This window comes from Leeuwenhoekiella aestuarii (assembly GCF_004104055.1).
Classification (GTDB): domain Bacteria; phylum Bacteroidota; class Bacteroidia; order Flavobacteriales; family Flavobacteriaceae; genus Leeuwenhoekiella; species Leeuwenhoekiella aestuarii.
This window is the reverse complement of the sequence record NZ_QOVJ01000002.1, coordinates 605,864-620,955: the sequence shown is the minus strand read 5'-3', so window position 1 is coordinate 620,955 and position 15,092 is coordinate 605,864. Positions and strand designations below refer to the sequence as shown.

Genomic DNA, 15,092 nt, shown 5'->3' with positions numbered 1-15,092 from the left:
CAAACTTCAGTACCGGCATATCAGAAGGTTCTCGTCAAATTTACAGTGAACGTAGTGTAGCAGGCGGTTCTGTCTGAGACCAGCGGCCGAGTTAAGCGCATGCAGCGGAGTGAACAAAAAATTTAGAGAAGCTTCTGTAAGCCTTGATCTTTTGGTTCTTTGGCATCAAGGCAAAAGAACGGAAATATCAATAGCATTTCAAATTTTGAATACTTCGAAAATTCTTAACGGGTACTTCTTGCTATACTGAAGAAAAAGAAGACCAAAGAATAAAAACTCACAACAACCAGGAATATATATAAAACCGAATTTATCTATTTTAAAGAATGCCTGTTCAAACGTCAGCACCGGCCTATCAGAAGGTTCTCGTTAAATTTGCAGTGAACGTAGCGTAGCAGGCGGTTCTGTCTGAGGCCAGCGGCCGAGTTAAGCGCATGCAGCGTAGTGAACAAAAAATTTAGAGAAGCTTCTGTAAGCCTAGATTTTTTTGGTTCGTTTTTTCATCAATGGAAATCGCAGATTCACGAAGTCCCGTTTAATAGATATTCCTGAGTAAAAAATGAACAGAAGCATCAATAGAACTTACAATCTTCAATTTACCTGTATATTTACTCAAAACAATATTAAAAATGGATCATAAAAACTTTATGCAGGAAGCCGTAAACACAGCATTAAACGGAATGCAAAACAACGAGGGCGGACCCTTTGGCTGTGTGATCGTGAAGGACGGAAAGATCATAGGCAAAGGCAACAACAAAGTAACCTCGACCAATGATCCCACGGCGCACGCCGAAGTCACGGCCATACGCGATGCCTGTAAAAATCTCGATTCGTTTCAATTAACCGGTTGTACCATTTATACCTCCTGCGAACCCTGCCCGATGTGCCTGGGCGCGATCTACTGGGCCCGTCTCGATAAGGTCTATTACGGCAGTACGCAGACCGATGCCGCAAACATTGGTTTTGACGATGCCTTTATCTATAAAGAAATCCCGTTGCCCTATGCCGAACGCAGCATCCCCTTTGAACAACTCGCTCCCGAAATCGCCATCAAAGCTTTTAAAGAATGGACGGAAAAGGAGGATAGGAGGGAGTATTAGGATAGGATGATTACGTTAAAAAATGTAGCTGCGTTTTTAAAGCAATTAAATTGGACTAAAAGATTTGCTATTCTAATTTGTATTCTTTTTTTCTCTAGTTTCTTATTAGACCTAATAACAGAAGGCTTTAGATTAAACCAAAACCTAAGGTGGATTTATCAATACGGCCAGTTTTTATCGATTATTTTCTATTTCGGATTATTTTTAGGGTCTTTATTGAATTCGGTTTTGATTGTTGGAGAGGAAACCAACTGGAGAAAAAACCTGCTTTGGACGACGATCAGTTTACTCCCAATTATTTTCTTAATACTGTCGTTTGTAGCCTGGTATTTTGAAATTGATATCAGTCATTTCGAAGGAATTTTTTCAACGACTGAGAAATCGCATCAGACAGTCAAGCGTGATTTACAAGCGTATGTGATTTATCCCTAAGGTTGAAATGACGTTAGATTAAAACAGAGACATACTTTGAGTGAATTTTACGAAGTGCTAACGCAATATAATTTGTATCGAAAAGTTACGGCAGCGCCTATTTTCCTAATAACACTTTTGTTCCATAATGGTCAGCATTTTGTTACTTTGCTTTGGTAAAAGCAATAGTTTCATTTGCTGTTTTTTTAAGTTCTCTTCTCCACAATTTGGTGTGATCCTGAAACCAGTTCAGGATAACCTAAAGCCATTAATAGCCAATTTTTAGAATCAGCTGACCTTTAAACTCAAATCAATTTATCCACCCTAGCATTCAAAATCGCTTCAGATATCGTCGCAACGCCCAACTTTTCAAAGAGTTTGTAACGGTGAAATTTCAACGTATTAGTACTATATAGTACAGTTAAATAACCAACTTCCACCCCTTACTTAAGGAAGGAGTTTGGGAGAAGGGCTGGAGATGAGGAGAATACTTCTAATGGCTCCCTTCTGACATCCACAAAAGCCCTCATACTACTTGAGGTGTGGAACATTTTTTCTTTAAAATGTATAAATACCTGATAATCTAACGGTTATTCGGTTATTATTTTTTTATTACCGTCATATTTTTTTCAAAAACGAATTGGATTATTATATATATTCGTCCGCAAATAGGACCTCCTAAACAGCGGTCACGTTTCTGTAAATCAATACCTTAACAACATCCTTTATGCGGTATGCTTTTCTATTTTTTAGTGTGGTAATTACATTCGGGATCACCGGGTGTAGTCCAAAACTGGCTTCCCACGTGTCTAATCCACTAACCACCTTAACCTCTGATGAACCTGTAGCCTTTTTAGACGTGGAACACGAGCTGCCGGACGACCTTATTAAAGTCGGCAGCTTGCGCTTTCAGGATTCCGGTTTTTCTACAGATTGCAGCTTCAATAGCTTGTTGAACAAAGCCCGGATCGAGGCTAGAAAAAACGGAGCCAACATCGTAAAAGTAACCGATACCAAAAAACCGGATCTATGGAGTTCGTGTTACCGACTCCAAATAGACCTCTACCGCTATAACGGCGATGTTGCTAAACTCAAACAGTACGAACTAAAACTAGATTGATTAAACCTTGAATACCCATTTAAAAACAGCAACCTTAGGCTTAGCCTTAGCGCTTAGCGGTTGCGCAACCATCATTTCCGGATCCAGACAGGATGTTCACATCAATTCGTACCCCAAAGAAGCCCGAGTAGCGATCAACGAGATTGATATGGGGCCCACACCCCTTCAACAAAAGCTGAAACGCAATCAGGAATACACGCTGCTTTTGGAGTTGGAAGGCTATGAGCCGTATACCACGACCCTAAAAAAGAAGTTCAACGCCTGGTATTTGGGAAACGTGTTGATCGGTGGTCTTATTGGTTTGGTGGTAGACCCGATTACCGGGGCAATGTATCAGCTAAAACCTGAAGAAATTGACAGACAGCCTAAAGAAGGAACTTCCTATAGGATGGATAACGGTACACTTTACCTTACCATCAGTATGGAAGTAGATCCCAACTGGGAACAGGTAGGGCAGCTGCAACGCAAACCTTAACCCGAGATCGTTTACTTGAAAAAGGCTCCGCATCAAAACGGAGCCTTTTTGCTTAAAAAAAGTAAATAAAATAGAAGCCTATGTTCCCGCTTTGCCAGCTCCGTGAATATAGAATTTGCATCCGTTTGTGAATAAGAATCAGTACTCTTTTTGCTCCGCGATTGTATCGCGTGTGCCAACAATAACATATACAACAAATACAGTATCAATAATTTAACCCAAGTATAAATCACATCTTCTCAAAAGTTTTGGCATTCCTATTGCTAAATTCCTAAAAATGTCGATAACGAACTTAAGTTCAATGCATTACACTTGACTTTTGCCGTATTTGACGATATCTTAGCGCTTTAAAACAAAAGGTCATGGCAAAACCAACAAACAACATCGGCGCATTTAAAGGAACGATTGACGGGATTACCTATTACACCCTCAATGGAAAATGGGTATGTAGAAAAGCGACGCCGCCCAACAAAGAACGTATCAACAACGACCCGCGCTACAAGGCGGTTCGTAAAAACAATCAAGAATTCGGGGGGGCTTCTTCCTATGCCAAAGCCATTCGTATGGGGCTGTTGCCGTACGTACACGAATTTAAAGATCATAGCTTCAATAGCCGACTCACAAGTCGGTGTTTGCAATTGGTAAAAGCGGGTAGGGGAGTTAAGGGTGAGCGTAGTATCAATGCCTGTAATGCCCCGGAAAAACTGGTAGGTTTAGAATTGAATGAAAACAATACATTAAGCGATAGACTGCGTTTTCAACCCAAACTAAATAAAAATGCCAGAAGCGTGTTGGTTGATTTTTCCGGTCTAAAAAAAGAGCATATAGTAGCACCCGAGCACGCTACACATTTTGAATTGTTGATGATCCGCTACAATTTGATGCCGTTTACCTATGACCGGAAGCAGCAGCAATACACTTCAGAATTAGATCCTGAAGCGCTGGAAGTATTACGTATGCCCACACTGCCTATAGCTATTGATAACATTCCACAACCCATAGAATATAATCTAACCTTTTACAGTATGTATCAATATTCTTGGGCCTATCTGGAAGCTCCAAATCCTATGTTTTCGATGAAAACCGTGGCCAAAAAAACAGCGCATACCGTATGGTTGGGCATTCGTTTTGGTCAGGAAAACAATGGTGTATTAGAAGCGTTCCCGGCACATAATGCGATGCAATGCCTCGCGATCTACTAAGTGCTTCATAAAGCGGCGGCTGTATCAGGCTTGTCTAAGAACAGCTAAATATATTCTCAAGAATATCCTGTAATCCATAGGGTTCACCCGTAGTTAACCCGAGGTTTACCCACGGTTCACCCGACCTTCACCCGGGGATACGCCCATGCAAAGCCCATGACACCTCCATGATACGTCAGGCATACCGCTCCCCAGATACACGAACCAAATGCTCCAAAACGCTATGTTTGGTTCGATAATACTCGATAATTCAATCAATATCAATTTTTTGAGTAAATCCCCTAAATGTAGTGGAGCGAGCCGTTAATTGTTTCCAAAATTATAAGCAGCCTTGATTTTTTGGTTCTTTAGCATCAAGGCAAAAGAACAGAAATATTGAAAGCACTTCAAATTTTGAATACTTCGAAAATTTTTAACAGGTACTTAATGCTATACTGAAAAAAAAGAAGACCAAAGAATAAAATTTGAAGAATGCTAATTAAAACGTCAGTAACGGCCTACTTTTTAGATCCGTAGTAAAACAAGCGAAGCCTGCAGCGCGGGTCAGTGGAGGATGGCCTAGCGCAGCGGTTTGCCATCCGCACGATAAAGGCTTTGCGTAGTTTTCAAGGATGTAAAAATAAGCCTAGATTTTTTTGGTTCGTTTTATCATCAATGGAAAAAATGAACAGAAGTATAAATAGCACTTCAAATTTTGAATACTTCGAAAAATTCTTAACGGGTACTTATTGCTATACTGAAGAAAAAGAAGACCAAAGAATAAAATTTAAAGAATGCTAATTAAAACGTCAGTAACGGCCTACTTTTTAGATCCGTAGTAAAACAAGCGAAGCCTGCAGCGTGGGGCAGTGGAGGATGGCCTAGCGCAGCGGTTTGCCATCCCCACGATAAAGGCTTTGCGTAGTTTTCAAGGATGTAAAAATAAGCCTAGTTTTTTTGGTTCGTTTTTTCATCGATGGAAATCGCAGATTCACGAAGTCCCGTCCAATAAATACTCCTGAGTAAAAAATGAACATTACAATCAATAGAAGTTTAAGTTTCTCATTTATTAATAGCTTAAGGCTAGAGACAAAAACCGATAAATCCCAATCGCTGAGAATCGCGTATTTGAAAAATTCCGGGCCCATTGTACGGAATACGCAAATTATAAGCAGCCTTGATCTTTTGGTTCTTTGGCATCAAGGCAAAAGAACAGAAATATTAAAAGCACTTCAAATTTTGAATACTTCAAAAATTCTTAACAGGTACTTCATGCTATACTGAAGAACTAGAAAAACTCCGCAGGTATAAGTCATCCTGAACTTGTTTCAGGATCGCATCCGTACACCAGCACCGGCCTATCAGCAGGTTCTCGTTAAATTTACAGGGAGCGTAGCGTAGCAGGCGGTTCTGTTTGAGGCCCGTGGCCGAGTTAAGCGCATGCAGCGAAGTGAGCATAAAATTTAGAGAAGCTACTGTAAGCCTTGATCTTTTGGTTCTTTAGCATCAAGGCAAAAGAACAGAACTATCAAAAGCATTTCAAATTTTGAATACTTCGAAAATTTTAACGGGTGTTTCTAGCTATACTGAAGAACTAGAAAAACTCCGCAGGTATAAGTCATCCTGAACTTGTTTCAGGATCGCATCCGTACACCAGCACCGGCCTATCAGCAGGTTCTCGTTAAATTTACAGGGAGCGTAGCGTAGCAGGCGGTTCTGTTTGAGGCCCGTGGCCGAGTTAAGCGCATGCAGCGAAGTGAGCATAAAATTTAGAGAAGCTACTGTAAGCCTTGATCTTTTGGTTCTTTAGCATCAAGGCAAAAGAACAGAACTATCAAAAGCATTTCAAATTTTGAATACTTCGAAAATTTTAACGGGTGTTTCTAGCTATACTGAAGAACTAGAAAAACTCCGCAGGTATAAGTCATCCTGAACTTGTTTCAGGATCGCATCCGTACACCAGCACCGGCCTATCAGCAGGTTCTCGTTAAATTTACAGGGAGCGTAGCGTAGCAGGCGGTTCTGTTTGAGGCCCGTGGCCGAGTTAAGCGCATGCAGCGAAGCGAACATAAAATTTAGAGAAGCTGCTGTAAGCCTTGATTTTTTGGTTCTTTAGCATCAAGGCAAAAGAACAGAAACACAATTCATGGTCCGTATTTTTCAGATATAATATAACATCTATCTAATATCTCAAGTCTCACAATCTCCCAGTTAACACCTATCTTTACTCCACAAACCGTCATCAAAGCTTTTAACCAATGGACGGAAAAGGAGGATAGGAGGGAGTATTAGCGGAACGAATATTACCGCTAAATTTTCTTTAAACAAATATTTCAAGAAGCTTTTACTACAATGCATATAGAATACTTTCTAAACGACGAAGTAGAATTGAAGAGTAATGTGCGTGGCTTGATTAGCAAAGTGACCTATTGTCATATTTACACTTTTCTTTACTAAACCTGTCAGTTATCTATTTAAAAAAAAGGAATTTATAAAATGGTACAACTCTTGGTTTAATAAAATCTTAACGTTTTGAAATTAAATTTTATGAGTGAACCATCCAAAAAACCAAACTACATTTCTAGCTCTCCATCTGGAAAAGATTTATTTGAAGGCAAATCTCATGAAAAGATTTCTAACACAATTTTCGAATTAATTAAAGAAAAATCCTTACCCAATAATGTTGTTGGTATTGAAGGAAAATGGGGTTCAGGAAAATCCAATGTTGTAAGTATTATAAACAAAAAATTTAATGAAATAAGTTCAGACTATTTCTTTTTTACTTATGATGCATGGGGTCATCAAGAAGATTTAACGAGGCGCACCTTTTTAGAAGAATTAATTTCTTCATTAAAAAGAGGAAAAAAGTTTAAAGGTAATGTAGATTGGACAAAAGAGTTAAACAAACTACTCGCAAAAAAAGCTACAAAGAACACAACTAAATTTCCAAAAATCAAGTTTTATTGGATTCTAATAATGGCTTCTATTTTAATGTTTTCATTTTTGAATATACTCTACGATGATTTTTTAATTAGTAGCAATTTTGTTCCAAAATACAACTTACACTACTTAAAATTATTTTTATCAAAGTACCTATTGCCAACCATTGTTTTTGTTTGGGGTTTGGTGGAATTGAGAAAAGAATATCAAGCTTTTGATGGTAATCCAGAAACTAAGGATTTTGATTATAAAGAAAGGCTTAAAAGGCTCTTGTATATTTTTAGTGGTTCAGATCTAGAAACAGAAGAACTAGAACATACACTTGAAGATGAACCATCTGTAAAGAGTTTTAAAGAATATTTTGAAAATATTACAGATGATTTAGAATCAGATGGTTTAATAATTGTGTTTGATAATATGGATAGATTATCAAAGAGTGATAAAGTTTTATCCCTTTGGTCATCAATACACACTTTTTTTGCTGAAGAAAAAATTGATAATGTTTGGGTAATAATCCCTTATGACAAAGAACATTTATCTAAACATTTTGATGCAAGTGATGATAATAAAGTGGATAATTTTATAGGAAAAACGTTTTCAACAATTTTTAGAATTTCCCCCCCTGTTTTATCAGATTGGAAGAAGTTCTTTGAATTAAAATTTAAAGAAGCTTTTCATGACATTATTAATGATAATGATATAGAATTTATTTCTTCTTTATATGAACTTATCACGGACATAAATACTAAAAGACCGCGTGATATAATAATATTCATCAACAATCTCGTCTCTTTATACTTACAACATAATAGCTCAATTGATATAAAGTATTTGGCCTTATTTAGTTTAAGAAAAAAAGAAATTTTAAATAATCCATTGATTTCTATTGCGGGCAAACATTTTTTAAAGGAAGAGAAACATATGTTTCAAGCTGAATCTGAACTAGAAGAAAATTTAGCGGCTATAGTTTATAATGTTGATAAAGAAAAATCAAGTGAAGTGCTATTAACAAATAGCATTGATGACATATTCTTTAAAGCCAATTTCGAAGCTCTAAAAGATGTAAAAAAACATAGTGAGTTTAAAACTTATTTTGAAAATACAGTCAACAAGTTTAGTTTTTCAAATTCACGACCTGAAAACACAGCCAAAATATTTGAAGAAGTTAAAGATGTTGTATCTGCACAAGCACTAAAATCATATTGGGAAAGATTTGCTAATAATATTGACAAAAGACCTAAAGGAGAATTTGTAAAACTTTTAGATTGGCATAGAAGTATAATTATAAACACTTCAAGAAATACGGCAAAAAGACTAGCAGACAAAATTGTTAATGAGTCTCAAAATGAGTTCATAAAATCATCAGATAGCAGTAAATATTATGATACAATTTATAAGTTAATTAAATTTTTAAACAGCGAATCTAAAAAATTTAAACCTACAATAAATAAAGTGAAGTTTTCTCCAAAAGACTTTGTGGAGTATTTAGATGATTTAAATAGATTATTTAAAAAAGGAGATTGTACATATGTTGATATGAAAATATTTGCTGATTCAGATGAGCTTAATGAATATTTTATTAATCATAAAAATGGCGTAGTAGAAGAATTGTATACTTATATACACGTAATAGAATATTTAATTTATACAGATAAATCTTTTAAGTTTAATAAAATTCAAGAAACAATTGATGCTCAATTAAAGGCGGTTGGATATACTGATGTAAAAAAAATATCAAAATTAATCGAGATTAATAAAGTTCTTAATGGTAAGAGTAAATTTAAATTAATACCTCAAGCGATAGGCAATAATTTTCTAAATAGCAATGGAGCTAAAACCGATAATCCTTATTTTGACATTGTAGCTAATCAGATAGCCCATTTGATGAATAATGCACCACAAAGCCCTACATTAACAAAAGAACTTAATAAAATTGATAATGCTTCTAATGTTGCTGAAATCATACAGCACTATGTTGACTATGGTGATTTATTAAAAATCCGAATTGATAAGGGTAGGGCTTATCCTTTAGTAAATGAAGTCATTAAGATTCTTACTACAGATTATTTCGGGTTTAATCAATCTATTACTTATAAATGGGTATTTGAGAACTTGGATAAAGTAAAGTCACAATTATTTAAAGATGATTTCAAAGTTTTTTTAACTCAATTTGATAGATGGAAAGAGCATTTTAAAGTTGAAGAAATATCTCCCGTTTTAAATTTAAGTATTGATATTTTGAAGGAAACTTTTGATGAAGAGAATCTTAAGTTTTTCTCAATAAGATTTATTTATGACTTATTAATTATTCAATTTAAAGAGAGTAGTAAAGATGTTTGGTTAGAGAATTTTAATACTGAGTCTAATTTTAATTTTGCTTTTTCTGGGCTAATTGAGAATGATTTATTAGAAAAGAAAATTACAAGAAGTAAAATTTTCATGGAAGCATATGATGAATATTTTACTTCAATAGCTAAAAATGAAGTAGCTATTCCAGAAAATGAAGATTTTTGGAATCATTTACTTAACGAAGATTATTTAGATAAGAGAAAGTTAAGTAGGATTTTTGACGATATTTTGGATTTACTAATAGACTACCCAGAATTGAGCATAGAGCAAATAAAGTTCTTTGCACTTGGCATATTTGAATATTCGACCATAACTATGACCAAAGCAGATAGCGTATGTAGAAAAATAATTCTCCATCTAAATGATGATAGTGAAAAATTTCATCAGATAATTGAAACCTATGATGATAAAATCATTCAAATCATTAATGCTTCACAGGGAAAATACAATCAAGATTTATCAGAAATGTTTAACCTGAAGTTGAATGTTGAAGCAATTGATAAACATATTATTGAAAATATTTTTGACAATACCAAATTACAGAAACCAAAAGCTAAAGCTGAAGAGTAAACAGATTCTTAAAATCTGATTCATACACTATTAAATCTTGAGAAATACTTAAGTTGATATTTATATAGGAATTATAAAGGCTTAATATTATAGCTAAATATAGAAACGATTGATATAGCAATTTTTCAAGAATCTGCTGAGCTCCAAACTCAAATCAATTTATTAACCGTAGCATACGAAATCGCTTCATAGATCGTCGCCACACCCAACTTTTCAAACAACTTTTTACGGTGAAATTTTACCGTATTGGATGAAATATAAAGCTGTTCTGCAATTTCAGTAATCGCGTAGCCTCTCATCGCGTAGTGCAGGATTTCCTGTTCCCGTTGGGTGAGTTCTATCTTTTGGACTGCCTTCCAGCAATCCGTTGCTAGATCATAGATTAGTTTTTCAGAACTGCCTTTTTGGGTAATCGTGATATTACCGGCCTGCTGTTGCGTAGACAGGGAGACAAAACAAATGGCTTTCCAGATTTTTCCGCTTTCGGTTAAAAAGAGGGGCGTGAGGTTTTGGTTGATTAACAGGGTTTTTCTGGCTTCCGTTTTTAAATGAAAATCATACGAAATGCTGTAGTCCTTCCGTTCTGCAACAGGCTTGGTTTCGTAAAAATCAAACCCAACAGTATTTATTTTTAAGAGCAGTTCGAGATCGGCTTCGGGCACGTACTTAAAATAAAAATCATACCCCATTTCCCGGACTTCCGCTGCTGTATTTCCGCATAAAAACAACGGATTATCCGATACATATTCAAATCCTTTTTGCGCATAATCAATCACATAAACACTTTGATAGGTGGTTCTGGCAAAGGCTTCTACGACCTCAAGATAATTTTCGGTTTGCCGTTTATCGGTATCCGTTAGCGTGTTGATGCTGTTTTTAAGCGAGAAAAAAGAAGGAATATCTGCCATACTAACAAATATAAGTTTTCTACACACTACTCCTGAGGGTAGTTTTAACGATCTAACTGTTTCGGATACAACCGGTTATTTTTAAAAACTACTCGTGCGGGTAGTAAAATAAGCTATTGATAATCATAACTTTACCCCATAATCGAGATTTCAATACGGTCAGACTTGCTGAGGGATCAAAAGCGGTTTCCTTTTAATATCTTTTTGGGATTACCCCTTGGCAATTTTACGTTACATTCATCAATCCAAATAACGATGGTTAAATTAATGCTCTTTATACTCAATCTACTACTGGCCCTTCAGGGGTTTGCACAGGAAAACGATAGTGCTACGCAGTGGCAGGAAGACCTTCGGTTTTTTCAGAATACCATTCACAGGGACTATCCCTTGCTGTTTGTAAAAACAAGCCCGGAAGCATTTGACCGGGAAGTGGAAGCCCTATACGCGGAAATCCCGAATTTACAGGAACACGAAATCATCGTGGGTATCTCCCGATTGGTTGCATCCTTCAAATACGGTCATACGCACCTGAGTTTTTGGCAAAAACCGGTAGAATTTGCGCAGTTTCCGTACAATTTATATGCATTTGAGGACGGAATTTATATTGAGGGCACGCACAAAGATTATCCAGAAGCAATAGGAGCGAAGGTGCTGGCCGTAGCAGGCACACCCATTGCTGAAGCGCTACAAGCCATTGAACCCACAGTCCCGGCAGAAAATGCACAGTATTTTAAAGCCTACGGGATCAACAACCTGCGCTATCCGGAAATTTTACACGCACAGCAGCTAACCCAAAGCCTTCAACATACCGTAACGCTTAAGCTGGAAAAAAACGGCAGGGTTTTTAACCAGACCTTTACAGCCTTGCCAAAAGGAAAAAGCATACCTACAGAGCGGGGTTTTGTCACTCCGGATGCCAATTGGTTATCGGCAAGAGATCAGGAAACCACACCCTTGTATTTACAGCAGCTGGATAAGGTGTATGTTGAAGAATTTTTAGCCGATGAGCAGGCGATGTACGTTAGGCACAGCAGAATTCAGGATGAACCTGGAGAGTCTACTAAAGATTTTTATACGCGTGTTTTAGAGGAAGTTGTAGCGAAGGATGCCGAAAAACTGATCATCGATTTACGGTTAAACGGTGGCGGAAACAATTACCTGAACAAAGACGTTATCAAAGAACTTCTTCAAACGGAACACATCGATCAGATAGGAAAACTGTTTGTGATCATTGGCAAGCGCACCTTTTCTGCCTGCCAAAATCTGGTAAACGAACTCGACAATTATACGAATGTTATTTTTGTGGGAGAACCTACTGCAGAAAACCTCAATTTTTGGGGCGATAATCGTCCGCTAACCCTGCCCAATAGTGGTGTTTCGATCGCGGTATCCTATCTATGGTGGCAGGATAAACCGGCTTTAGAAAATGCCGAATGGATGGCTCCGAATCTTCCGGTTGCGATGACTTTTGAGGACTACCGCACCAACCAGGATCCGGTATTAGAAGCCGCATTAGCCTTTGACGAACCCAATTTCAAACCGAGACCCATGGATTACGTAAAAGAACTGTATTTCTCGGGACAAACCCAGAAATTAGCGGAAGAACTTCCTAGAATGATTCAGGATCCTTTGTATGCGTTTTGTGATTTTGAGAACGAACTCCTTAAACAGGGAAACCTTTTACTGCAAAGTGGGCGGGGACCGCAAATTCAGGCAGCAATACAGGTATTTTCAACGGTTTTAAACCTCTTTCCAGATTCTGCAAACGCCTATAAACACCTCGGCGAATCCTATATCGCCATTGGTAATGAGAAGGAAGCTAAACAAGTACTCCACAAGGCTATAGCCTTAGATCCTGATGGAGTAGGGGTAGCGGCTCAAGAACTTCTAGCCGAAATTTAGGAGATATACTACAAAGTTCTGAGTGATCGGGAATATATACCTTTCCGCAGTAATAAGAAAAAGTCATTATATAATAAGGTACTTATTCATTAAACTAAATTTTTAGTTATAATGTTATGTACTAGTAGTCATTTCGATGGAGCTTTTTCAGCGAATGAGAAATGCATTAGATAGTCAAGAGTGATTTACAAGTTTAACAGAATACGCATTAAAACGCCAGTACTGGCATACCAGAAGCTTCTCGTTAAATTTACGGCAGAGCCTTAAAGAATAGTCCTGTCTAAGAAAAGTAAACTACCTCGGGGCAAGCCCACGAGGCATTCATTAGAAAGAAATTTTCAATTTCGAGGCAAGCCTCGGTGTATTAAACCCTTTGGCGGCGCCAATAAAACATGAATTTATGTGCAAACGGCCTCAGTAGACTTTGGTTAAAACTATAGGTGAGAGGAGCGTTTATATTCTGGAGTAGAAGTAGTAAGGTTTTATTGGTTACTTAAATTATTAAAACTTATTCAAAGCATTTTAAGGTGTAAGCCTCCTTTCCAGAAAATAGCGAGTGAGCCGTGATAGTTTCCAAAGTATACTGCAGCCTTGATCTTTTGGTTCTTTGGCATCAAGGCAAAAGAACAAAAACACAACTAGAAATTCAACTTATTCAAAACATGTCCCCGTTTCCGCGCGATTGCATCGCGTGTTGGTACCTGCCATCACGATTTTTAAGCAATTACACCTCGCATTGCCGTGTTATGCTATACCAAAAGATCATAATTCCTTCAATAAATAAGAGTTCATATAACATAAGTCCTGTAAGGTGTCTATTGAATTTATTCCTGTCTAAAGAAAAATAAAACATGAATTTATGTGCAAATGGCCTCAGTAGACTTTGGTTAAAACTATAGGTGAGAGGAGCGTTTATATTCTGGAGTAGAAGTAGTAAGGCTTATTGGTTACATAAATTATTAAAACTTATTCAAAGCATTTTAAGGTGTAAGCCTCCTTTCCAGAATATAGCGAGTGAGCCGTGATAGTTTCCAAAGTATACTGCAGCCTTGATCTTTTGGTTCTTTGGCATCAAGGCAAAAGAACAAGAACACAACTAGAAATTCAAGTTTATTCAAAAGTAAGTACCGGCATACCAGAAGCTTCTCGTCAAATTTGCAGTGAGCGTAGCGTAGCGTCGCAGGCGGTTCTGTTTGAGGCCATCGGCCGAGTTAAGCGCATGCAGCGAAGCGAACATAAAATTTAGAGAAGCTTCTGTAAGCCTAGATTTTTTTGGTTCGTTTTTTCATCAATGGAAATCGCAGATTCACGAAGTCCCGTCCGATAAATACTCCTGAGTAAAAAATGAACAGAAACACAATTCATGCTCAGTATTTTTCAGAGAAGCAGAACCGCAACTGGAGTAAATTAAAAGTCATGGTGACATATCGACTGCACGTCGACGAACTCAATATGACGTAAATTCCCAATCGCTGAGAATCGCGTATTTGAAAATTTCCGGGTCGTTGGTACCGAATACGTAAATTTTGAGCAGTCAGTTCAAAGCAGCTTTTTAACACCTGAGAGATCGCAACAGTCACTCAAAGATTATTTCACGATAATAATTAATAGAACCGCACTTGGAGTGAATTAAATGACAACACTATGACTTACTAGTAATATGCGACAGTTTGATGCGATCCTAAAACCAGTTAAGGATAACGTTGGCTAATACCTATTATTACAATTACACTTTTGTTCTATAATTTACATTATGTAAAATAGAATTATTCAATATATCTTTTTGAATAATACTGCGAGTGTTCGTACTCCACTATTTATTAATTGTTTTAACGTTGAGCTAAGGCTTATGCTATTTTATTCTTAAAATTAATTGATACCTGATCAATTCTAAAAATAGCTGATGGAGCTTTTGTAATTTAATAGGAACAAATTTCAGTATTATGAGCTCACGTATCAAAATCTTCGTAATTACATTTATCGCTGTCTTGATCTTCGTATTCGGTTTTTACTATTTGGATTCTCACAAACTCGTAAATTCTCTAAAACTTGGTGTTATTGGCGGTGTTGTTGTTGGCGCTATTGCTTCTTTATTGGTTCCCTTTGTGACCAAAAAGCGTTAGTTTAAAAACGTAT

General features: G+C 36.9%; 8 protein-coding genes. 7 read left to right on the top strand and 1 reads right to left on the bottom strand.

All coding sequences use genetic code 11. The annotated features are described in order from the left end of the window. The first annotated feature begins 629 nt into the window (after nucleotides 1-629). The 5 genes from DSM03_RS08655 to DSM03_RS08630 all read left to right on the top strand — a co-directional run bounded on the left by DSM03_RS08655 (nucleotide 630) and on the right by DSM03_RS08630 (nucleotide 10,146). Entirely contained in the window at nucleotides 630-1,100 is a 471-nt protein-coding gene (locus tag DSM03_RS08655; RefSeq protein WP_128760836.1) for a nucleoside deaminase, read from the top strand. Between the two features lie 1,138 nt (nucleotides 1,101-2,238). Continuing rightward, nucleotides 2,239-2,631 (top strand): hypothetical protein, encoded by a 393-nt coding sequence (locus DSM03_RS08650; RefSeq protein ID WP_128763126.1) that lies wholly within the window; start codon nucleotides 2,239-2,241, stop codon nucleotides 2,629-2,631. 7 nt (nucleotides 2,632-2,638) lie between these two features. After that, nucleotides 2,639-3,106 carry a PEGA domain-containing protein gene (locus tag DSM03_RS08645; RefSeq protein WP_128760838.1) on the top strand — a complete coding sequence of 156 codons (468 nt, stop codon included), beginning with the start codon at nucleotides 2,639-2,641 and terminating at the stop codon, nucleotides 3,104-3,106. A gap of 362 nt (nucleotides 3,107-3,468) precedes the next feature. Further along, nucleotides 3,469-4,308: a hypothetical protein gene (locus DSM03_RS08640; RefSeq protein ID WP_128763125.1), complete on the top strand. Its 840-nt coding sequence runs from the start codon at nucleotides 3,469-3,471 to the stop codon at nucleotides 4,306-4,308. Nucleotides 4,309-6,834: 2,526 nt separating this feature from the next. Beyond that, entirely contained in the window at nucleotides 6,835-10,146 is a 3,312-nt protein-coding gene (locus DSM03_RS08630) for a P-loop NTPase fold protein (RefSeq protein WP_128763123.1), read from the top strand. Between the two features lie 149 nt (nucleotides 10,147-10,295). Here DSM03_RS08630 and DSM03_RS08625 read toward each other — a convergent pair whose 3' ends face one another. Then, nucleotides 10,296-11,054: a helix-turn-helix transcriptional regulator gene (locus DSM03_RS08625; protein WP_128763122.1), complete on the bottom strand. Its 759-nt coding sequence runs from the start codon at nucleotides 11,052-11,054 to the stop codon at nucleotides 10,296-10,298. 267 nt (nucleotides 11,055-11,321) lie between these two features. Between DSM03_RS08625 and DSM03_RS08620 the strand changes: the two genes are divergently transcribed. Both DSM03_RS08620 and DSM03_RS08615 read left to right on the top strand, forming a co-directional pair. Then, nucleotides 11,322-12,956 carry a tetratricopeptide repeat protein gene (locus DSM03_RS08620; RefSeq protein WP_236643944.1) on the top strand — a complete coding sequence of 545 codons (1,635 nt, stop codon included), beginning with the start codon at nucleotides 11,322-11,324 and terminating at the stop codon, nucleotides 12,954-12,956. Nucleotides 12,957-14,899: 1,943 nt separating this feature from the next. Further along, a complete protein-coding gene (locus DSM03_RS08615; RefSeq protein ID WP_128760844.1) occupies nucleotides 14,900-15,079 on the top strand; it encodes a hypothetical protein in 180 nt (59 codons plus the stop codon). Nucleotides 15,080-15,092 lie beyond the last annotated feature (13 nt).